We start from the raw sequence: 22,703 nt of genomic DNA, 5'->3' as shown, positions 1-22,703 counted from the left end.
ATCGAAGGGGGAGGTCAGATGATCTATACAGCTGCTGAAATCAAGCAGATTGATCGCACAGCGATTCAAAATGGGATGCCCGAAGAGGTGTTGATGGAGCGAGCGGCCTCGGCGATTGTGCCTCACATTCGAATTGAATCGCAGGCTACCATTTTGGTGATTTGTGGGACGGGCAACAACGGTGGGGACGGTTGGGTCGTCGCTCGAGAACTTGCTATGAGAGGGCATGAGGTCATCGTATGGTCACCGTTAGGGAAAAGTAAGTCTGAGGCGGCTGCAATACACGCTTCCTACGCCTCCGCATTTGTTCACCTTGTGGAGCGGCCGATTGAAACAGATGTCATCATTGATGCCCTGTTCGGTGTCGGATTGTCCGGTCCCGTGACTGGTCACGCGCGGGAAGTGATTGAATGGGTGAATCATCAATCGACGCCGGTCATCTCGATTGACGTACCGTCAGGCATACCGAGTGATCACACTCGTGACTTTGATGACATGGCGATTCGGGCGACATATACGTATTCGTTACACGGTTTCAAGCGTTCGACATTCTTAAATCGGACGGCTCCGTTCTATGGCAAAGTGGAACGGGTTGATATCGGACTCCCGCATACATCCGATTGGAAGGTGTTGACCGAAACTGATTTCGATCGATCTCTTTTGGGGCGTGATCAATTCAGCCATAAGACGACATATGGACATGGGATGCTCATCGGAGGGAGTCGTCATTTTCTCGGTGCACCATTCTTGGGTGGTCGTGCTGCAACTCGTTCTGGCATTGGCTTATTGCGTCTATCCATTCCACGCGAAGCGAGCCCGCTCATCTCAACATTACCTGAAGCGATGTATCAGCAACACACCGATGTGGTGGAACAATCGTACGATGCACTGGCCATCGGTCCCGGAATGGTCGAAGGGGAGGCCTTGAATCTCATCTGGCAATACGCGAAACAGCAGCCCTGTCCTGTCATTTTGGATGCTGGGGCATTGTCGACGAAACGACTGGAAACTCGGGGGCCGCTCACGCTTACACCGCATCCAGGTGAATTTTCAAGATTGACCGGTAAATCGGTCGAAGAGATTGAGGCAGACCGCTTCTCCATCGCTTGTGAGTTCGCGAAACGACACCGGGTCCATTTGATTTTGAAAGGCACGTATACGCTCATCGTCACACCTGACGGAACAGGTGCCGTCAATACTGTTGAAGCGTCGGCGTTAGCGAAAGGTGGAAGTGGGGACGTGTTGACTGGCATCCTTCTGGCGCTATGGGCTAGAAAAGAAAAACCTTCGTCACCGAACGAGCAAGCGGTGCTATGGCATGCGCTCGCTGCCAAGTCGATTAGCCAGACGATACACCCCGCAAGTGTACTCGCAAGCGATTTAATCGAAGAGCTCGGACGAATGTAAAAGGCAAGCCCGATTGCGTCGGGCTTGCCTTTTAACGTTGCTGTAGAACGATTTGTTTCTCCAATTGCGCGACATGGTAATGCGCCTCACGCCATGTCGAAATGCGAGTTACGCCCTCTGGTAACGTCTTACGATTATAGGGTGCGTCGAATAGGAGTACGGGAATTGACGTTTCTTCATGAATCGAGATGGCATTCTCATACCGGTCTTCCATAAACAGTTCGAGTGACAAGTCTTTGACGACATTGATTTTATCGTGAGAACCGGTCATGACCAACGAATCGAGTGGCAAGCGATGCTGTTTGATCCATTCTTCCGTAACCGGTCGAACCGCCTCACTTCGGGCCGTGACGTAGTGCAGGTGATGCTGCTGCTTTAATTCCCATAACACATCCAACACATCAGAGTGCGGAAGAGAACGACGGTAAATCGCTTCTTCATGCCCCTCTTCAATCATAAACTTCCAAAATTCATGTTGTTCCATCGTCGTATACGTGTGTAACTCGTACTCGGTCGCACGATGATAGTCAATTGAATAGCCGAGTGATTCATTCATATATAGAAAACAACTTTTAGGATCTGTAACGGTTCCATCCAAATCAATGCCGATTCGCATCTCATCACTCCTCCTCACATGCCCTCTATTCTATCAAAAACCCGTACGGTTGCAACCGTACGGGCATGAGATTCATTAATTTGATTGGTTTGCGAGCTCTTGTTCTTCGCGCTCACGTTCCGCCATTTTTTCAGCGGCGATCGCATCGATTTCTTTTTTCAATTCTTCGACCATCGTCGCCTCAGGCACTTTGCGGATAATCTTTCCGTGACGGAAGAGAAGTCCTTCGTTACGTGCGCCTGCGATTCCGATGTCTGCTTCACGAGCCTCACCTGGTCCGTTTACCGCACATCCGAGAACAGCGACTTTAATGTTGACGTTGATGTTTTGGATGTATTCTTCTACCTCTTTTGCAATCGAAATCAAATCAATTTCAATTCGTCCACATGTCGGACAAGAGATCAAAGTCGCGGCATTTGCCGCAAGTCCGAATGACTTGAGCACTTCTTTCGCAACTTTTACTTCTTCCACCGGGTCATCTGAAAGTGAAACTCGAACCGTTGAACCGATTCCAAGAGACAGAATCGCACCGAGTCCAGCAGCCGATTTGAGTGAACCGGAGAAGAGTGGACCTGACTCTGTGATTCCGACGTGAAGTGGGTAATCGAACGTCTTCGCAGCGAGTGTGTATGCTTCAAGAGCAAGGTTTACGTCTGAAGCTTTGAGCGAGATGATCGTGTTATAGAAGCCGAGATCCTCGAGAATCTTCACGTGGTGCATCGCGCTCTCGACCATACCTTGCGCGGTCGGATATCCATACTTTTCAAGGAATTGTTTTTCTAATGAACCGGCATTGACCCCGATTCGAATTGGAATCCCTTTTGCTTTCGCCGCGTTGACGACGGCCTCTACTTTCTCACGGCGGCCGATGTTACCCGGGTTGATCCGGATTTTATCGACGCCACTTTCGATGGCTTTTAAAGCAAGCTTGTAGTCGAAATGAATGTCGACGACGAGCGGGATGTTGATGCGGCTCTTAATTTCTGCAAGTGCGTCAGCTGCACGTTCGTCTGGACAAGCCACGCGAACGACTTGGCAACCAGCTTCCTCAAGACGTTTGATCTCGGCGACTGTCGCCTCGACGTCATGCGTTTTCGTAGTGGTCATAGATTGAATAATGACTTCGTTCGATCCTCCGATAATCAAGTTACCGACGCGGACCGGACGTGTTAATGAACGATGCAAAATTTCTGACATATACGTAATCTCCTTCTTTTGGAAAGAATCCAATCGATTTAAGATGATAGGGTTTCTTCATTATCATAACGAAAAGAATGTGAAAAAGCATCTAGGATGCGTGACGGATGTGTGCTCTTTACAAACTCTAACGCTATCTTAACATCTACTTCATAATTTTCCACCGTCTCAAGACCGATATATAGGCGAGATTAGAAAAAGAGGTGGCATCTGTGAAGTGGAACTTTAAACAAAATCCAGTCAAGTGGAAGAGACCGTTGCACGAGGCACGTCAGTATCCTAAATTGGCCAACCGACTCCAGTGGACGCTCATGCCAATTGTCTTACTCGTCTTCGCGCTCACATTCGGGTGGTTCGCAATCAAATCTGAGCAACTCTTGGCATCAGAAATCGAGCAACGGCTCATGCGAGAAGTCACTGTCATGCGAGAATCGATTAAAACGTCATATAGTGCCTACGTTGCGAATGAGAAACAGTTGGCACGCTCGCTGAAGTCAGCCTATATGCAACAGGCTTCAATCTTATCGGGGGATGAGTTTGATGCGGCACAATTTTTAGTGCGTGATCAAGCAATTGAACAGCTGACTGGGAAGGAAAGCATAGCGACAGAGAAATTGATCGGCAAGTTGTCGAACAGTTCTGAAGCGGAAGTGAAAGAAACTGAAACGTTATTAGTGGCTTCTGTCCCGATACCTGAACTAAAAGCGGATTACGTCCTTGTCGTTACGAAAGAATCAGTTTTGGGTCCGATGAGTTCGCTACGCCAACATATCGCCTTCATCGTATTGATTGCGATGGTTGGCGTGATGGTCCTCTTCACACGGTTGATTCACCGTGAAGTGAAACCACTCAGTGTGTTGGCTGATTCGTTACGAAGTGCCGTGGCATCACGCCGATTCGATGATGTCACACTTGGATCGAAGTCAAAAGAGATTCATATGTTAGAAACAGAGTTCAACGCGTTCATCACGCTTTGGAATCAATCGATGTCCATGATGGGAAAAACGGCAACGGCGTTCAATCAAAGCTTACCTGTCTTTAAACAAGAATTACGTAACAGTCACGAACAGGTGGAGCAGTTTCGGGAAGTGGCGGCTACGGTTGAATCGACGAGCTATTCATATCAATCGGTGACAAACGGCTCTACATCTAAAATGAAAGATGTGACGCGACAAATCGAAGCGCTTGAACAGCAAATCACGAGTGTGGACGAGCGAGGGAATCAATTGAAGTCTATTTTACATGAAGAACTTGAGACGTTCTCTTCTGTAAGAGACGTGAGTGATTACGTCGAGAAACAAGTGGAGTCGATTCAGAGACGACTTCTTGAGAGTGAGACGAATTCTTCGAAGGCAGATGTTGCGCTGAAAAGTATCTTATCCGTATCGGCGGCAACAAAGATGTTATCGTTAAACGCATCGATTGAAGCGGCACGAGCAGGAGAGCACGGCAAAGGATTTGCTGTCGTTGCCAGTGAAGTTGGGAATTTGGCGAAGATGACAAACGAATCGACGCTTTTAGCGGTCAGTGCCATCGAAGCATTAAACACAGAACGAACGGACCTGCTATCTGAAGTTAATGACTTCATTAAAGAAGTTCACCATTTAAAAGATGCCGTTAGTCGTGTCGAGTCAGGAATTGAAACCATCGATCGTGAGATAAAAGTACAGCTTGACGAATTTCAAGCGATTACGGTCCATACATCGAGTACGGGCCAGCAGCTGGTTCATTTAATGGAATCGAATGAACAATTGCGCGAAATCAGTTCATTGCTTGAACGAAAATTGATTGAATTGAATACAGGTGTCGATCGCTGGTCAGATGTTCAGCTTGCCCTTCAAGACGCGGGAACGAATCTTGGAGACCAAAGTGAAGCATTGAATCAGACGCTAAAGGAACTGTCACCAACATAAAACAACGTCGGGCTCAAGAGGCCCGACGTTGTTTTGGTTGTGGTACTTTTGTTAGCGGAAAACTGATATAGCCGAGACCGATTATAAAGCCGAGGGTCAGGAAATCGGGATTCAAATGATAGAAGATGACCAATAACAAGGTTGGGATGAGTGTCATCGCCACAGCATATGGCCAGGCTTGACGATAAGCCCATTTGTTCTTTGAATAGATTTTCGTAAACAGTTGGACATACAATGCCATGAGTGCAACCCAAATCAAATAGAAGAAGAAGATGGCGAAGCCGTGCAAGAATAGCCACATCGGGATGAAAAAGTCAGGACGAATCACGAAAAAGTCTAGTATGGTAATGACGAGAGTTAAGATGAATGTGGCGCCCATGTAGGCATGGAGCGGAGCTAGACGAAGTCGAAGTGCGCGTTTCGATGGGACTAGGCTCGTTTGAAGAAAAGTCAAAATGGTAGAGAGCATACTAAAAACTCCAATCTGTTATATTACAGTAAGCCGATAATCTAAAATAATGGTACAGTGTTTTAATAAAACTTTTACATTAAACGTGTTTACATGATACTGCCGATGAAGGCATAATGAGTAGGGCATTAAAAACCAAGCAAATCCAACCAATTCTTAATTAAAAGGAGTACAAAAATCGTGGAATACAATTTGCAAGAAATGTTATTCATGTTTTTTGGAGGTCTAGGGATCTTCCTCTTCGGGATCAAATCGATGGGAGACGGACTCCAAAAGTCTGCAGGGAATCGCCTGCGCGACATCCTTGATAAGTATACAACGAATCCATTCCTCGGTGTACTCGCCGGGATTATTGTGACAGTATTGATTCAATCATCTTCAGGTACAACCGTCATTACGGTCGGACTTGTTAGCGCCGGGTTCATGACACTCCGTCAAGCAATCGGGGTCATCATGGGGGCGAACATCGGTACGACGGTGACGGCGTTCATCATCGGATTCGATGTTGGTGCATATGCGCTTCCAATCATTGCAATCGGTGCAGTATTGTTGTTCTTCTTTAAAAAAGAAAAATTACAACACCTCGGTCAAATCTTCTTTGGCTTCGGGATGTTGTTCTATGGACTTGAATTGATGGGAAGTGGGATGAAACCACTTCGTTCAAGCGAATATTTCATCGACTTGACGCAATCAATGAGTGACAATCCGTTCCTCGGTGTCATCGTTGGTACAGTATTTACCGTGATTGTTCAATCATCGTCTGCGACGATCGGAATCTTGCAAGAACTATATGCTGGTGGTTCCATCGATTTAGGTGCTGCTTTACCGGTATTGTTCGGTGATAACATCGGAACAACGATCACGGCGATTTTGGCATCGATTGGTGCATCAGTTGCCGCACGTCGTGCAGCAGCGGCACACGTCATCTTTAACTTGATTGGTACGACAATCTTTATGATCTTGTTAGTTCCGTTCACAAACTATATCTATTGGATCACAAATCTCTTAGCAATCGAAGATAAGATGCAAATTGCATTCGCACACGGTACGTTTAACGTCGTCAACACATTGATCCAGTTCTGGTTCATCGGAACGATTGCTTGGATTGTGACGAAATTGGTCCCAGGTGAAGACTCAATCGTTGATACGAAAGCACAACATTTAGATCCGATCTTCATTCAACAGTCGCCTTCGATTGCAGTCGAGCAAGCGAAATATGAAGTCATCCGTATGGGAGATTTCGCAAAACTTGGTCTTGATGAAGCACGCAACTATTTGACGACTGGCGACAAGAAGCACGCTGAAAAGTCGGCACATATCGAAGAAGCATTGAACTCGTTGAATGCGAAGATTACAGATTACCTCGTGAAGTTGGCTGCCGTTGATTTGACGGAACAAGAGTCACAGGAGCACAAAACGCTCATGCATGCCATCAACGATATCGAGCGAATCGGTGATCACGTTGAGAACATCATTGAGTTGATTGATTATAAGACAGCTACGAAAGTGACACTTTCGGCAGATGCACAAAAAGAATTGACTGAAATGTACGACCTCACACGTGCGACGTTAGAGAAATCTCTTCAGACGTTGGCTAGCGGCGACATGGTTGAAGCACGTAAAGTCATTGAAATGGAAGCGAAACTCGACATGCTCGAGCGTCAATTCCGTAAGAACCACGTCGTTCGTTTGAACACAGGTGCTTGTGATGGGCAAGCAGGTATGTTCTTTGTTGATATGCTCTCGAACTTGGAGCGAATCGGTGACCATGCCATGAACATCACGGAAATCACACTCGAAGATGCAAACGAAGTAACCGTATAAATCAGGAGCACTCCAAATGAAATTTGGGGTGCTTTTCTTATTTGGCAAGGAATACTCCTTGACACTCTAGGACATATTCAGTATATTATTACTGTATAACAACATGGCGGTGTAGCTCAGCTGGCTAGAGCGTACGGTTCATACCCGTGAGGTCGTGGGTTCGACTCCCTCCGCCGCTATTTATAAGGACCCTTAGCTCAGCTGGTTAGAGCAGACGGCTCATAACCGTCCGGTCGTAGGTTCAAGTCCTACAGGGTCCATTCGTAAGCGACGTCACATTGTGAACGTCGCTTTTTGTTTTCAATTTAAAATTGCTGGGTAAATACTCGTTAGCATTTTGTTTTTTGAAAAATATGAAATGAGGCGGACAAAATGGAACGAAACCACACCATGATGCAATTTTTTGAATGGCATGTCGAGGCAGATCAAAAGCATTGGAAGCGACTAAAGGAGAGAGCAGCCGACTTAAATAAAGCAGGAATCACTGCGCTATGGCTACCACCTGTCACAAAAGGGCAAAGTGATCAAGATACCGGTTATGGAATCTATGACTTATATGATTTGGGCGAGTTCGATCAAAAAGGGTCCATTGCCACAAAATATGGAACGAAAAAAGAACTACTTGAAGCAACGACCTATTGTCAACAAGAACTTGGGATGCAGATTTATATGGATGTCGTCATGAATCATAAAGCCGGGGCGGATGCGACCGAGAAGTTTGAAGTGTTAGAAGTCGATCCCGACGACCGTACGAAAGTCCTCTCGGATGAAGCGTTTGAAATCGAAGGGTGGACAAAATTTGATTATGAAGCTCGTGATGGGAAATATTCTTCATTTAAATGGGACTTCACACATTTTAACGGAACGGATTATGATGCGGCGACTGATCGTTCCGGTATTTTCTTTATCGTTGGAGAAAACAAAAGATGGAACGATAACGTCGACGATGAATTCGGTGTCTATGACTATTTAATGTTTGCGAACATCGACTACCACCATCCCGATGTGCGCGAAGAAGTGTTGAATTGGGGGAAATGGTTCATCGAAGAGACGAAATGTGATGGATTCCGTCTTGACGCCATTAAACACATCAACTATGACTTTGTAAAAGAGTTCAGTCAGACGATGCGGGAAGAGAAAGGTGACCAATTCTATTTTGTCGGCGAGTTTTGGAAATCTGACCTTGATGCCTGTCGTGAATTTCTCGATAACATCGATTACCATGTCGATTTATTCGATGTCCCACTCCATTACAAATTACATCAAGCCTCAGAGGAAGGGGCCGCGTTTGACATGCGAACCATTTTTGATGATACGCTCGTTCAGTCACACCCGCTTCATTCCGTGACGTTCGTAGATAATCACGATTCACAACCCGAGGAGGCGCTTGAGTCATGGGTGAAAGATTGGTTCAAGCAAATCGCCTATGGTCTCGTCTTACTTCGTAAAGATGGTTATCCATGTGTCTTCTATGGCGATTACTACGGTATAGACGGTCCTCACCCGACTGATGGGATGAAGCTCGCCATTGATACGCTTCTGTATGCACGCCGAGAGAAAGCGTACGGGGAGCAGGATGATTACTTTGATGATGCAAACGTCATCGGGTGGGTACGAAAAGGTGTGGAGGAAATCGAACGTTCCGGATGTGCCGTCCTCATTTCAACTTCTGATGAATCTCAAAAGAGAATGTTTGTCGGGGAAGAACGTGCCGGTGAAACATGGGTCGATTTAACGAATACATTGAATAATCGAATTGAGATTGATGAAGAAGGATTTGGGGTATTTAAAGTGTCGGCGGGGTCGATTTCAGTTTGGGCATTGCCAGAAGAAGATGTTGAATAAAGCATTACAATTGAGTCGACCGTCACATATCTGTTACATTTAAGACGAACGTTGTTCAAAACACTTTTAAGGGGGATTTTAGTAATGGCTAAATTTGAATTACCACAACTTGATTACGCATATGATGCACTCGAACCACACATTGATGCACGCACGATGGAAATCCACCACACGAAACACCACAACACTTACGTCACGAACGTAAACAATGCACTCGAAGGAAAAGATGTGGAGTACTCTTCACTCGAAGACTTGCTTCAAAAAATCGATTCGCTTCCTGCTGACATTCAAACAGCTGTCCGCAACAACGGTGGCGGTCATTGGAACCACTCGTTCTTCTGGAAGCTCTTGAAGAAAAATGAGAACGGTACTCCGTCTGGCGACCTCGCTGCTGCAATCGATGAGTCGTTCGGTAGCTTCGATGGGTTTAAAGACGAATTCACGAAAGCTGCAACAACTCGCTTCGGTTCAGGCTGGGCTTGGCTCGTTGTGAAAAATGGTAAACTCGAAGTCACGTCTACTCCAAACCAAGACTCACCAATCATGGAAGGTGTTACACCGATCCTCGGTCTTGATGTGTGGGAGCATGCTTACTACTTGAACTACCAAAACCGTCGTCCTGACTATATCAACGCATTCTTCCATGTCATCGATTGGGATTATGTGGCGACATTGTACGCTGACGCAAAATAAGTTTGTCTTACCCGAGGTTCTGATATGAATCTCGGGTTTTTTTATGGTTTTCATTAATTTGTAAACAAATTATGATATAGTGAAAATCGGACAAAACGACAGGGATTCCTGTCCTCTATAATATAGAAGGAAATGAACGTGGAGGGAGTTAACGGATTTGGCTAAAAATCGGGTAAAAGTGCCGAAAAAACGGCGAAACCACTTACCGTTACGCTTGAATTTACTATTTTTCATCGTCTTCATTCTATTCGCGACCCTCATTTTTAGGTTAGGTGTCGTCCAAATCGTGAATGGTGAATTGATTGCTCGGGAAGTACAGAAAACGGAGTCGAGTAAAATTAAATATGAAGTGCCGCGAGGGAAAATTTACGACCGGAACGGTCAAGTACTGGCGGATACGATTTCAAACTACTCAGTCATGTATCGTCGCTCTCAAGTGACAAAGACGGATGAACGGTTGGACGTTGCGAAAAAGTTGGCGGAAATCGTCGACATTCCGAAAGAAGACCGCAAAATGACGGAGCGAGACCGGAAGGATTACTGGATTGCAACGAATCCGGAATTGGCGCAAGAACGGACTCAAGCGCTATTGGAAGAATTATCGGAAGAGGAGCGGGCCGCATTGTCTAACCAAGACGTGGACCGACTCTTGCTTGACTCGATTACAGAAGAAGAGATCACGTTTGATGACGCGACAGAAGAAATCATCGCCATTAAACACAACATGGAGAGCGGCTATGCACTCGACCCACAGGTCATCAAAATCGGTGCAAGCCCGAAAGAGATGGCGGTCATCGAAGAGAACTTAGAGCAGTTGCCTGGGGTGAGTGTCGAACCGTACTATCAACGGGACTATCCGTATGATGAGACGTTCAAAAGTTTCCTGGGAAGTTATCGTCAAATTCCGGCGGAACAACGTGCGTCTTATCAAGCGAAAGGTTACGGGTTGAACGACCGGGTCGGTACCTCATACTTGGAACAACAGTATGAAGATGTCCTTCGTGGAACGCCGGCCTATGATGTGTTCACCACGTACAAAGGGGAACCGGTAGGTGAACCGACACGAGTGAGTGGGAATCCAGGGAAAGATATCGTCTTATCGACCGACATCGAGTTCCAAAAAGAAGTCGATGAGATCTTGAAAAAGGCGATTCGCGCAGGACGCTCTGGAAGTCCTCATTTCGACCGAGCGTTTGCGGTCGTCATGAATCCGCAAACGGGTGAATTGCTCGCTCTGTCTGGACAAGAACTCGATTTGGAAACGAACGAATTCAAGGATGTGTCGACCGGTACGGTGCTTCGTGCCAGCCAAATCGGATCAACCATCAAAGGGGCGACGGTCGCCTATGGATTTGAAGAAGGCGTCGTCAAACCGGGAGAATATATTTATGATGCACCGATTCGAATCGGTTCGTCAGTGAAAGCTTCCTACCGAAATATGGGGAACATCAACGACTTAGATGCACTTGCGATGTCATCGAACATCTATATGTTCCAAATTGCGTTGCGTCTGGCTGATTATTACTCGACAGGTCAAATTGTCGGAGAAAATGTCACGCAGGCGTTTGAAACGATGGAACACTACTATAAACAATTCGGTCTCGGAATTGAGACAGGGATTGACTTACCGTTCGAGTCGACCGGATTCCGGAGTATCCCGGACCGTGTCACACTTCTGATGGATATGTCGATTGGACAGTATATTTCTTATACTCCGATTCAATTGGCGCAATATACGTCAGCATTGGCGAACGGTGGCTATCGTGTCCAACCACACTTGCTAAAAGAAATCATTGAGCCAGGTTCGCTTGATGAGAACAACAAGCAAGTCGTGAGCACGTTCCAACCGAATGCGTTGAATAAAGTCGATATCCAGGATGAATATATCGAGCGGGTCCGTGAAGGGTATCGTCAAGGGGTTGAATCTTCTTCCGGTTCGTCTCGCATTTTACAGGAGACCGGTATGACGGCTGCAGGTAAAACCGGAACTGCCCAAGCGATTGCGGAGGGCGCAGACGGTCAGGCGAAACGAAATGCGAACGGAGAACCGATCAAGACATTGAACTCAAACCATGTCGGTTGGGCACCGTTCGATGACCCGGAAATCGCCTGGGCAATTATCATGCCTGGACTTGAGGCGGAAGGAATCAACACGCGGGTCGCACACGACATCATGAAAGCTTACTTTAATTTAGAAGATGTCAATGCAATGCTTCAGTAAAAGAAGTCACTTCGGTGACTTCTTTTTTTGTCTTTACAATTCTTTTACGTTCCGTTTATTTCTCGTTAATAGAAGTTCATTAGGATATTAATTGTAGGACAGAACAACAAATCCACAACAAAAATCAAAGCAAACTCAAGGAGGACGTCACAAATGTCTTGGATGAAAAAATCAGCTTTACTCGCTTCAATCACTTCAGTCGCACTCGTAGGTGCTGCTTGTGGGAACAATGAAGAAGGTGGCGCTGCTGAAGGCGGCGATGCGCTCTCAGGAAAAGTCGTCATGGACGGATCATCAACTGTATTCCCAATCATGGAAGCAGTCGCAGAAGAATATTCAGCTGAACAACCAGAAGTTGAAGTGACAGTCGGTGTCTCTGGTACGGGTGGTGGCTTCAAACGTTTCGTGATGGGAGAGACAGACTTCTCAAACGCATCACGTGAAATCAAAGAAGAAGAAGCAGCCGAAGCTGAGAAAAACGGTGTGGAATTCACGCAACTCTCAGTTGCACTTGATGGACTTTCGCTCGTTGTAAACCCAGCGAACGATTGGGCACAAGATATCACGATTGAAGAATTGAATAAGATGTGGACGGACACGAACATCAAGACGTGGAAAGACGTTCGCTCAGACTGGCCAGATGAGGAGATCTCATTCTTCGCACCAGGTAAAGACTCCGGAACTTACGATTTCTTCGACGAAAAAGTATTGAATGAAACAGATATTCGTCAAGATGCGCAATTGTCAGAGGATGACAACGTACTCGTCACAGGTGTAGCCGGAACAGAGGGAGCAATCGGATTCTTTGGATTCGCATATTACCTTGAGAACAAAGACACACTTCGTGCATTAAATGTTGAGGGCGTTGAGCCAACACATGACACGATTAACGATTTGTCTTATCCGCTCTCACGTGAGATTTACACGTACGTCAACAACGCTTCGTTGAAAGACAAAGAGCAGGTTGCGGACTTCGCACGCTTCATGAACGAAAATGCAGCCGATCTTTCTGAAGAAGTCGGTTACGTGAAAATGGAACAAGGCCGTTACGACGAAAACATGAAGATGATAGACGAAATCGCTGGAGAATAAGATGATAGGTGGCAGAAGGTGAGACACGGTCTCGCCTTCTCGCCATGCTTTCTAGTATGAAGAGGTAGGGAGCGATACACGAGATGAATGAACCGAACAACAAGCTTTCGATTCGAGAGATGATTCAACAAAATAAACAAAAGAAATATAGTACGACGAACGTGTTTGATAAAATCATGCCGTTCTTATTATTCTTGAGCGCATTCGTATCGGTCGTCACGACCATTGGTATTGCGTTCACACTAGGCTTTGAGCTATTCAAGTTCTTTGAACGAGTCCCTGTCGCAGAATTTTTAGGATCGACAGAATGGTACCCGCTTAGTGCAGATCAGCGCTTCGGGGTATGGGCCCTTGTGATGGGAACACTCCAAATTACTGTGATTGCGATGATTGTAGCCGTCCCACTCGGTTTGGCGTCTGCGATTTACTTAAGTGAATACGCCTCTGAACGGGCACGACGTGTGTTGAAACCAATTCTAGAAGTGTTGGCCGGTGTGCCGACGATTGTATTCGGTTTCTTCGCCTTGTCATTCATTACACCGATTTTGCAAGCACTCATCCCAGGACTTCAAATTTACAATGCACTCAGCCCAGGGATTGTCGTCGGGATTATGATTATTCCGATGATTGCCTCGATTTCTGAGGATGCAATGAGTGCTGTTCCGAAGAAAATTCGGGACGGTGCGCTCGGTTTAGGTGCGACACGTCTTGAAGTGGCGACGAAAGTTGTCATGCCTGCAGCGACGTCTGGGATTATTGCCTCTATCGTTCTCGGTATGAGCCGTGCGATTGGTGAGACGATGATTGTAACGATCGCTGGTGGTTCACAGCCAAACTTCGAGTTCAATCCGCTCAATGCAATTCAGACGATGACAGCATATATCGTTCAAATCGCAAAAGGTGATGCAGGTTACGGCACAATCGAATATTACAGTATCTATGCGGTCGGTGCGTTGTTGTTCGTCTTTACCTTATTGATGAACTTATTCGCAAACTGGGTGACGCGCCGCTTCAGAGAGGAGTACTAATATGGCTTTACCGAACAGTGAGTTCAAGAATACGAAGAACTTGATGAATCGTGAGACCGTGTCTCAACGAATTAAACGACGTTTACAATTGAATGAAATATTTAAGTACATCTTTTTGGCGGGACTCGTCTTTGCACTCGTTGTCTTATCGACATTGATTTATGACATCGTGTCCAAAGGGGCAGGGTGGGTCAATCTCGATTTCTTACGCAACTTCCCGTCGCGCCGTCCTGAACAGGCTGGATTATATCCTGCGTTGATTGGGTCGTTATGGCTCATGCTATTGATCGTACCGATGGTGTTTGTCATCGGTGTTGGAGCGGCAATTTACTTGGAAGAATACGCTCCGAAAAATCGCATGACTTCGTTTATTGAAGTCAACATTTCGAACTTGGCAGGCGTTCCGTCAATCGTATTCGGGTTGCTTGGATTGACGATTTTCGTTCGAGTCATGGAATTAGGGAACTCGATTCTGGCCGGTGCCTTGACGCTCGGTCTCATGAGTTTGCCGATTGTCATCGTGGCCTCACAGGAAGCGCTACGAGCAGTCAAAATGGAATTACGACACGCTTCGCTAGCGCTCGGGGCATCGAAGTGGCAGACGACATTTAACGTCGTGTTACCTTCGGCGTTGCCAGGGATCATTACGGGAATTATCCTAGCGGTTTCTCGTGCGATTGGTGAAACGGCTCCACTCATCATGGTCGGAGCGGCAACATTCATTTCAACGACACCGAGTAACATTTTCTCTGACTTCACGGCCCTCCCGATCCAGATTTATAACTGGACGAGTCGACCACAACCAGAGTTCCAAAACTTAGCAGCAGCAGGGATTATCGTACTCATGACGATGCTCATCGCGATGAACTCGGTTGCCATCTATATTCGAAACAAATATACAAATCGACACTAAGTCTTTTTTGCAGATGAATGAGGAGGAAGCTCGAGATGATGAAACAACAAGAGCTCAACAAAGGAGATCAAAACGTGAATACAACTACGACAGAACAGACAACGACTGAGATGAAAAAAGATAGCGCCTATGTCGTCAACAATTTGAACTTGTGGTATGGAGAAGACCAGGCTTTGATTGACGTCAACCTCGATATTAAAAAGAATGAAGTCACGGCAATCATTGGACCATCTGGGTGCGGTAAATCGACGTTCATTAAGACTCTAAACCGTATGGTCGAACTCGTTCCATCGGTTCGGACGAACGGTGAAATCTTGTATCATGGTCGTAACATCTTCGACCGTGGATATAAAGTAGAAGACTTGCGTACATCGGTCGGGATGGTATTCCAACAACCGAACCCGTTCCCAAAATCGGTCTATGACAACGTGGCATACGGACCGCGGACGCACGGAATCAAAAATAAGAAAGTACTCGATGAAATTGTCGAGCGTTCATTACGTGGTGCGGCAATCTGGGATGAAGTAAAAGATCGATTGAATGAGAATGCGTACGGACTTTCAGGTGGACAACAACAACGTCTCTGTATCGCGCGTACGTTAGCGATTGAACCGGATGTCATCTTAATGGACGAGCCGACGTCTGCCCTTGATCCGATTTCTACATTGAAAGTGGAAGAATTGGTACAAGAGTTGAAAGAACAATATTCAATCATCATCGTGACACATAACATGCAACAAGCTGCCCGTGTTTCGGATAAAACGGCATTCTTCTTAAATGGAGAAGTTGTCGAGTTCGATGTAACAGATAAGATTTTCTCGAATCCATCTGACAAACGGACGGAAGACTATATTTCTGGCCGTTTCGGTTAAGGAGGAGACTGGATTGATGGCACAAAACCGCACATTTTTTGATACGAAATTGACTGAATTAGAAGATAAAGTTGTACGATTGGCAAACTTGACGATGCGCCAAACGGCGACGGCAATCGAAGTGTTGGAAAAACATGATCTCGAATTGGCTAAAACCGTGATTGATAACGATAACGAGTTAGACGAGTTGGAGTTGACAATCAATGACGAAGCGATCCTATTGATTGCAAAACAGCAACCAGTCGCGACTGACTTACGACGTCTGATTGTGACGATGAAATCAGCGACAGATCTTGAACGCATTGCGGACTATGCGACAAACATCGCAAAAGCAGTGACACGAATCGAGCACGTTCCTTATGTGCTTGACATCCAACCGCTCAAGAAGATGGCCGAGCAGTTGATTGACATGCTTGAACTGGCGACACGTGCCTATCGTAAAGGTGAAGTGAGCCGTGTTCGTGAACTCAATGAGATGGACCGCGTGATTGATGACATCAATCTAACGGTGATTAAACAATATATCGGTTCTCTTCCGGCCATGACGGTTGGGACGAACGATGTATACGAATTCTCGAACATTGCTCGATACCTCGAACGGATGGGCGATCATGTGACGAACTTCGGAGAACATTTAATTTTCCTCGAAAAAGGGAAACATTATGATTTGAATCAATAAGATTAGTGGTAAAGAACAACAGTGCTGTTGTTCTTTATTTTTTTGGGCAGGAATACAAACTCAAGGAGCGAATAATAGTCTACATGGATTTTACATGAAGGGAGCCATATAGAGATGGAAGAGAAAATCGTATCCTTGAAACAACAAGGTCTTACGTTAAAACAGATTGCGGCAGAATTAGACGTCCCGATTGGCAAAGTCCAATACGCATGGCGTAAATGGAGAAATCAGCAACAGGAAGTGGAGGCGGTTGCCCCTGTGAAAAAAAAGCGTGAAACGAAGAAAGCAAAGACGTCGGTGACGCCCTCACGCAAACAAGTGGCATCAGCGAAAGAGACGGCCAACGTGTCGACTTCTCCACTTCTTGAAAAGGGTCCGGAAGGATACTGGAAGCTACCCGATCGGTACAACGTGGACTTTATGCATGCGGTCGTACAGTCTCCAAACGCAGTGTATGTATGCTGGGAAGTATCTGATCTCGTGAAAGAAACGTTAGTGCTTCAATTTATGCGACGCTGGGAAGAATTGCCGAAGGCGTTTCGCATCCTTGATGTTACGTTACTTGATTACAATAGCGGTCACGCAAACCGCTCCTATACATTCGATCTTCCTGAAATGACGAACAGCTGGTTCGTTCGCCCTCTCGACCCGAATACGACATATGTGTTTGAATTTGGGATTCGGACGATGGAAGGGGAGTTTCTCCCAATCGTCGCATCAAATCCGCTTGATACGCCGCGGGCAGAACCAGTTGGAGTCGGACGATTCGCAGAACCGGTCCGACGTTGGCAATACGGGGAAGTTGATTCTCCAGAACTACTTGATACGTTACCAAAATATGCAGCATACCGACTCGTGCGTTAAGGAGGACTTTTTATTATGAAACCTGGGTACTTTTCACTCGTCCTTCATGCTCATTTACCGTACGTTAGGCATGAAGAGAAACACCGTTTAGAAGAAAGATGGGTTTACGAGGCCATCTCTGAGACATATCTTCCGATTCTATGGCAAGTCGATCGCTTGAAGCGTCCCTTGCATTGGACGGTTAGTATTTCCCCACCTGTCGTTGAAATGCTTGCCGATCCTCTCATTCAGGATCGCTATGTGGAGCACTTAGACGATATGCTCGAATTGATTGCCCTCGAATTGTCTGAGGACCGAACAGACGAAGAAACAGCGACGTTACATTTTTATCGTCAACGATACCACGATTTAAAAAATACGTTCCTCCATTGGAATAAAAATTTGAATGAGGCGTTCCGTACATATCGTGAGGCAGGTTATATTGACATGGTGACATGTACGGCAACCCATGGCTTTAATCCACATCTCTTCACGGAACAGGCGGCGCGTGCTGAGATTCGCACAGGTTTGAACTGTTTCGAACGTCATTATGGGTTCCGTCCAACAGGCATCTGGTTACCAGAATGTGCTTATACACCAGGAGTTGATCGGATTCTTTATGAAGAAGGAATTCGCTACACATTTGTCGATGAACATGCTCTTCTCGACGCAGATCCGACGCCAGAGAAAGGAATTGGAGCCCCTGTTTATTCACCACATGGCGTCGCGTTGTTCCCGCGGGATCAAATCATCTCAGGTAAAATTTGGAGTTCGATGATCGGATATCCAGGCCATCCGGATTATCGTGAGTTTTACCGCGATTTGGCATACGATCGGGACTGGGACTATATCCAGTCCTTCATGCATCCGGAAGGAATTCGTTTTGATACGGGTTTAAAAATGCACCGGATTACGGGTGATACGGATCAAAAGGATTTCTACGTGCGCGAATGGGCGGAACATCAAATTGAAAACCATGCGACCGATTTTGCCAAAACGTTAGAATCACATCTTGAAGCGCACGGTGCTCAGACATTCCCACCATTTTTAGTCACGGCTCCGTTCGATGCGGAGTTGTTCGGTCACTGGTGGTTTGAGGGGCCAGAGTTTCTTGGGAAAGTAGCAGAGAGACTTGCTGAATTTGGAATTGAAACCATCACGCCAGCGCTCTTCCTTGAACGTCACTTTAAAGATTTACAGACGGTCCACGTGTCGATGAATACATGGGGACGTAAAGGTTATGGTGAAGTTTGGATTAACGAAAGAAATGAGTGGATGCTTCGTCATTTGCACATGATGGAGATGCAACTCGTAAAAGATGTGGCGGACTATCGTAATCAATCGGAAGCGACGAATCGCGCCTTGAAACAATTAATCCGTCATTACGTATTGGCTGTGTCGAGTGACTGGGCGTTCATCTTGGATGGGCAAACGACGGCACAGTATGCCGCCGAACGGTTCCGTGAACACACACGACTCTTTGCAGAACTGGAAACGACACTCTATCAGGATGGAGTATCCGAACAGTTGCTACATGATCATTACGCTGCATATCCATTTCTTCAGGATGAAGACATCGATATTGATTCGTTCCTATCTCCTCACGATTACTATGTGACAACCGAGCGGGAAGAAGAAAAACCAGCCATTTTGGTGCTCACGCCTGAATATCACGGTCATATCGTTGGAGGACTCGGAAGACGGGTCGTCGACGAAATCGAGGCGAGAGCGGACGATGGCGAAGTCGTCTATGTATTAACGCCATATCATGACGAGTTGCCTGAGTATGAGCGACAAGGAAACATACATGTGTATCGTGTTCGTCCAACTAGTCCATTTTTAGAGCATGTCATGAACCAGGTGGCAACACAAAATATCGCCTATGTAAAACTGGTTCATGAACTTTCGAAACGTGTTTCCTTCAAAGTGGTTCACCACTTCGATTGGATGACGATTCCTGCTGCAAGAGAACTTGCGCAATCCCTTGCGCTTCCGTTATACTCAACTATGTTGTCCTTTGAAGCGACTCGCAATCCGCATGGTCACGGTGGTTTATTCGATGCAATCCATCGAATCGAAAACAGCGTGTTTCCTGCATCAGAACGCGTATATGTCGGGGAAGAGATCTCGATTCACGACCTAAAACAATGGTATAAGGTGAGCGAGAACGTCAACACATGCCTACCTATAGAGACTTCTCCATATGGACAGGAATCAATGAAAAAGAACGTGAAATAACCTTGCTTTTTCATAAGAAACTTGGTAGGATAATTGAGTATGCTTAGACTGTAAAGCAAAAGCACTTGATACAACATCATTAAGATGGGAGTGAAAGAAATGCGCGTTAAAATTACATTAGCTTGCACAGAAACAGGCGATCGCACGTACATCACGAAGAAAAACAAACGTAACAACCCTGAGCGCCTCGAGTTGCGCAAATACAACCCACGTCTCCGTCGTCACACGCTTTACCGCGAAGTGAAGTAATGAGGGACCGGCCGTCACATATGTGGCGGCTTTTTTTGTAAGGAGGAATACGTTGTGGAAGAGAAAACAGCGCTGCGGCGCACGATTCATCAATACATCAAACAAATGGCGGATCGACATCATGCGGACGAAGTCATTCACCAATCATTATTTGCCTCGGACTTATGGATTGAAAGTCAAACAATCGCGCTAACGTTGTCACTCCCGCTAGAAATTGATACGTCCCCGATTATTCATATGGCCTTTAAAGAAGGAAAAACGGTCTGCGTCCCGAAAGTAACGGAGCGGGGACTTACGTTTCACATCATTCATTCATTTGATGATTTGGAAGAGGGAGTCATGAATATTTTAGAGCCGACCACTCCAGCGACGACGCAAGTGATCGACCTTTGTCTTGTTCCGGGGCGTGTTTTCGATCGAACCGGTTATCGTATCGGTTGGGGTGGGGGCTATTATGATCGCTATTTAAAAACCTATAAAGGTAGAACACTTGCTTTGGCATATACCGTTCAGATTGTCGATCAAGTACCAACTGAGCCGCACGACCTACCCGTTCAATGGATCGTGACAGAGAAGGAGATGATTCAGTGTTCGCCATATTCGCTGTAACTAGTTTCGTCGCCTATCTCGGTTATCGGTTACGGTCGTTGACTCGCTCTGGGGCGCTGTTGACAGTCGTGACCGGTACGGTGATTGGATTCTCCTTCGGATGGTTCGGTCTATACTTGCTTGGCGTGTTTTTTTCGACTTCTTCTCTCGCTTCGAAATATCGCTCTCACGATAAAAAAGGGGTCGATGAGATCGTCGAGAAGACGGGGGCTCGCGATGCCATGCAAGTGTTAGCTAACGGTGGGGTAGGGATTTTATGTGCACTCGGTTATCAATTGACGAATGACCCGGTCTACCTCTATATGTATGTCGCTTCCATCGCGGCGGCGACGAGCGATACGTGGGGATCTGAATTCGGTGTCCTATCGAAACTGAAACCTCGGTTCATGTTTACCTTTAAGCGAGTCGAACCGGGAACGAGTGGCGCCGTCTCGACGTTCGGTACCGTCATGTCGATGTTCGGTGCACTGTTGATTGTCGTATCCTCTCTTGTGTTCATCGACTTAAAGGTCACGCATCTCCTTTTATTATGGGTGATTGGATTAACTGGTAGCATCATTGACACGCTTCTCGGCGCGACATTCCAACGAACGTTTCGTTGTACAGTCTGCGGAAAATTGACGGAGCAAAAAATACATCACGATGTGCCGACGACTTACGTGTCAGGATGGCGTTTTCTCGGAAACGATGCGGTTAATTTTCTTTCAGTATGTGGAGCAACGTTGATTTGTTTTTTAGTGTTTGGATGAGGGTAGTACAGAAAATGAAGGTGTTCCAAATAAATGTGAATATTGTCACAATATCGCCAAAGTGAAAACGGTTTCCGCTGTAGTTTGAGTTTGTGAATGATGTTACAATCTATTTGTAACAGAGATAACAAAAACATGAAACAGATTGTTCGAAGGGTGGAGAATCATTATGGAAACATTAAATCATGCTAAAGTAACACGAGTCGCACTTGTAGGGGCAGGGGCAGTAGGTGCGAGTTTCGCTTACCAATTGACGACAGCTAGTCTATGTGAAGAACTTGTCATCATCGATATCAATAAAGCGAAGGCAGAAGGAGAAGCGATGGACTTGAACCATGGGGTTTCATTCGCTTCATCACCGATGCGCGTCTGGGCAGGGGATTACTCGGATTGTGGCGTCGCTGATATCGTGGTCATCACTGCTGGCGCACCACAGCGTCCAGGTGAAACACGTCTTGATCTCGTTGAAAAAAATGCGAAGATTATGAAATCTATGATTTCAGACATCATGGACTCTGGTTTTGACGGAATTATCATTATTGCTTCAAACCCGGTCGACATCATGACACATCTCGCATGGAAATATTCTGGTCTTCCGAAACATCGTGTCTTCGGTTCAGGAACAGTGCTTGATACGTCTCGCTTGCGTTACATGCTCGGAGACTATTTCAACGTCGACCCGCGTAACTGTCACGCCTACATTATGGGTGAGCATGGTGATACGGAGTTTGCTGCCTGGAGCAACGCTCGTATATATGGAAAATCGGTCGAGCAACTACTTGAAGAGCATGATGAGTACAGCTGGGAAGACCTTGAAGACATCTATGTCAACGTTCGTGACGCAGCATATCATATCATTGAACGTAAAGGTGCGACGTACTATGCGATTGGACTCGGTCTCCTTCGGTTGGTCAAGGCTGTTCTTCGTAACGAGAACACGTTGTTGACAGTCGGTGCCCATCTTGATGGTGAGTATGGATTGCACGATATCCATATCGGTGTACCAGCGATTATCAACCGTCAAGGCGTTCGTGAAGTCGTTGAGATTGAGTTGTCACAAGAAGAGCATGAGAAAATGCAACATTCTGCGAACGTACTCATGAAAACGATGGAACCTGTCTTGTAATCTCCATCCTTTGGAAACCCGTAGCCATTTGGTTACGGGTTTTTATACATATAGAACGAATCATCGTTTGGTCGTGGGTCGTGTCGTGATTTACAATAGAATTGAGAGAGAGGAGGGGTT

20 protein-coding genes and 2 tRNA genes are annotated in these 22,703 nt (G+C 46.1%); 19 read left to right on the top strand and 3 right to left on the bottom strand.

Annotated elements, in window-relative coordinates:
• The first annotated feature begins 18 nt into the window (after positions 1 to 18).
• Positions 19 to 1,407, top strand: a complete 1,389-nt coding sequence (locus tag KNO72_RS05220) for an NAD(P)H-hydrate dehydratase (RefSeq protein WP_214730492.1) — start codon at positions 19 to 21, stop codon at positions 1,405 to 1,407.
• 31 nt (positions 1,408 to 1,438) lie between these two features.
• On the opposite strand, the gene KNO72_RS05215 is transcribed toward KNO72_RS05220, so the two are convergent.
• Positions 1,439 to 2,023: a hypothetical protein gene (locus KNO72_RS05215; RefSeq protein ID WP_078147136.1), complete on the bottom strand. Its 585-nt coding sequence runs from the start codon at positions 2,021 to 2,023 to the stop codon at positions 1,439 to 1,441.
• A gap of 75 nt (positions 2,024 to 2,098) precedes the next feature.
• Positions 2,099 to 3,220, bottom strand: a complete 1,122-nt coding sequence (gene ispG / locus KNO72_RS05210) for a flavodoxin-dependent (E)-4-hydroxy-3-methylbut-2-enyl-diphosphate synthase (RefSeq protein WP_012726622.1) — start codon at positions 3,218 to 3,220, stop codon at positions 2,099 to 2,101.
• Positions 3,221 to 3,432: 212 nt separating this feature from the next.
• Here ispG and KNO72_RS05205 point away from each other — a divergent pair, with 212 nt between their 5' ends.
• Entirely contained in the window at positions 3,433 to 5,133 is a 1,701-nt protein-coding gene (locus KNO72_RS05205) for a methyl-accepting chemotaxis protein (RefSeq protein WP_214757439.1), read from the top strand.
• Positions 5,134 to 5,146: 13 nt separating this feature from the next.
• Here KNO72_RS05205 and KNO72_RS05200 read toward each other — a convergent pair whose 3' ends face one another.
• Positions 5,147 to 5,602: a hypothetical protein gene (locus tag KNO72_RS05200; protein ID WP_078147134.1), complete on the bottom strand. Its 456-nt coding sequence runs from the start codon at positions 5,600 to 5,602 to the stop codon at positions 5,147 to 5,149.
• A gap of 180 nt (positions 5,603 to 5,782) precedes the next feature.
• Here KNO72_RS05200 and KNO72_RS05195 point away from each other — a divergent pair, with 180 nt between their 5' ends.
• From KNO72_RS05195 to KNO72_RS05115, 17 genes are all read left to right on the top strand, one after another.
• Positions 5,783 to 7,426, top strand: a complete 1,644-nt coding sequence (locus tag KNO72_RS05195; RefSeq protein WP_214757437.1) for a Na/Pi cotransporter family protein — start codon at positions 5,783 to 5,785, stop codon at positions 7,424 to 7,426.
• Between the two features lie 105 nt (positions 7,427 to 7,531).
• A tRNA-Met gene (locus KNO72_RS05190) sits at positions 7,532 to 7,605 on the top strand.
• 7 nt (positions 7,606 to 7,612) lie between these two features.
• A tRNA-Ile gene (locus KNO72_RS05185) sits at positions 7,613 to 7,686 on the top strand.
• A 112-nt stretch (positions 7,687 to 7,798) separates the two neighbouring features.
• Positions 7,799 to 9,271 carry an alpha-amylase gene (locus tag KNO72_RS05180; RefSeq protein ID WP_214757435.1) on the top strand — a complete coding sequence of 491 codons (1,473 nt, stop codon included), beginning with the start codon at positions 7,799 to 7,801 and terminating at the stop codon, positions 9,269 to 9,271.
• A gap of 84 nt (positions 9,272 to 9,355) precedes the next feature.
• Entirely contained in the window at positions 9,356 to 9,964 is a 609-nt protein-coding gene (locus KNO72_RS05175) for a superoxide dismutase (RefSeq protein WP_012726617.1), read from the top strand.
• 157 nt (positions 9,965 to 10,121) lie between these two features.
• A complete protein-coding gene (locus KNO72_RS05170) occupies positions 10,122 to 12,185 on the top strand; it encodes a peptidoglycan D,D-transpeptidase FtsI family protein (protein WP_078147131.1) in 2,064 nt (687 codons plus the stop codon).
• Between the two features lie 153 nt (positions 12,186 to 12,338).
• Positions 12,339 to 13,277, top strand: coding sequence for a PstS family phosphate ABC transporter substrate-binding protein (locus KNO72_RS05165; RefSeq protein WP_214686957.1), 939 nt, complete (start codon positions 12,339 to 12,341; stop codon positions 13,275 to 13,277).
• 83 nt (positions 13,278 to 13,360) lie between these two features.
• Positions 13,361 to 14,305 carry a phosphate ABC transporter permease subunit PstC gene (pstC, locus tag KNO72_RS05160; RefSeq protein ID WP_012726614.1) on the top strand — a complete coding sequence of 315 codons (945 nt, stop codon included), beginning with the start codon at positions 13,361 to 13,363 and terminating at the stop codon, positions 14,303 to 14,305.
• Position 14,306: 1 nt separating this feature from the next.
• Positions 14,307 to 15,218, top strand: a complete 912-nt coding sequence (pstA, locus tag KNO72_RS05155) for a phosphate ABC transporter permease PstA (RefSeq protein WP_214684021.1) — start codon at positions 14,307 to 14,309, stop codon at positions 15,216 to 15,218.
• A gap of 110 nt (positions 15,219 to 15,328) precedes the next feature.
• The gene (pstB, locus tag KNO72_RS05150; RefSeq protein WP_224862754.1) at positions 15,329 to 16,090 is read left to right on the top strand and encodes a phosphate ABC transporter ATP-binding protein PstB; all 762 of its coding nucleotides are present in this window, start codon (positions 15,329 to 15,331) and stop codon (positions 16,088 to 16,090) included.
• Between the two features lie 16 nt (positions 16,091 to 16,106).
• Positions 16,107 to 16,769: a phosphate signaling complex protein PhoU gene (phoU, locus tag KNO72_RS05145; protein ID WP_012726611.1), complete on the top strand. Its 663-nt coding sequence runs from the start codon at positions 16,107 to 16,109 to the stop codon at positions 16,767 to 16,769.
• A gap of 114 nt (positions 16,770 to 16,883) precedes the next feature.
• On the top strand, positions 16,884 to 17,633 hold the full coding sequence (locus tag KNO72_RS05140) for a DUF4912 domain-containing protein (protein ID WP_078147128.1): 750 nt from the start codon (positions 16,884 to 16,886) through the stop codon (positions 17,631 to 17,633).
• A 15-nt stretch (positions 17,634 to 17,648) separates the two neighbouring features.
• Positions 17,649 to 19,850 carry a 1,4-alpha-glucan branching protein domain-containing protein gene (locus KNO72_RS05135; RefSeq protein ID WP_214757433.1) on the top strand — a complete coding sequence of 734 codons (2,202 nt, stop codon included), beginning with the start codon at positions 17,649 to 17,651 and terminating at the stop codon, positions 19,848 to 19,850.
• 84 nt (positions 19,851 to 19,934) lie between these two features.
• On the top strand, positions 19,935 to 20,099 hold the full coding sequence (gene rpmG, locus KNO72_RS05130; protein ID WP_255313299.1) for a 50S ribosomal protein L33: 165 nt from the start codon (positions 19,935 to 19,937) through the stop codon (positions 20,097 to 20,099).
• Between the two features lie 54 nt (positions 20,100 to 20,153).
• Positions 20,154 to 20,708 carry a 5-formyltetrahydrofolate cyclo-ligase gene (locus KNO72_RS05125; RefSeq protein WP_159562476.1) on the top strand — a complete coding sequence of 185 codons (555 nt, stop codon included), beginning with the start codon at positions 20,154 to 20,156 and terminating at the stop codon, positions 20,706 to 20,708.
• A complete protein-coding gene (locus KNO72_RS05120) occupies positions 20,687 to 21,457 on the top strand; it encodes a DUF92 domain-containing protein (protein WP_214757431.1) in 771 nt (256 codons plus the stop codon). Before KNO72_RS05125 ends, KNO72_RS05120 begins: the two co-directional genes overlap by 22 nt.
• Before the next feature lie 169 nt (positions 21,458 to 21,626).
• Positions 21,627 to 22,583 (top strand): L-lactate dehydrogenase, encoded by a 957-nt coding sequence (locus tag KNO72_RS05115; RefSeq protein ID WP_012726605.1) that lies wholly within the window; start codon positions 21,627 to 21,629, stop codon positions 22,581 to 22,583.
• Positions 22,584 to 22,703: the final 120 nt, after the last annotated feature.

The organism is Exiguobacterium sp. s123 (assembly GCF_018617075.1).
GTDB lineage: Bacteria > Bacillota > Bacilli > Exiguobacteriales > Exiguobacteriaceae > Exiguobacterium > Exiguobacterium profundum.
This window is presented reverse-complemented; position numbering and strand designations above follow the sequence as displayed.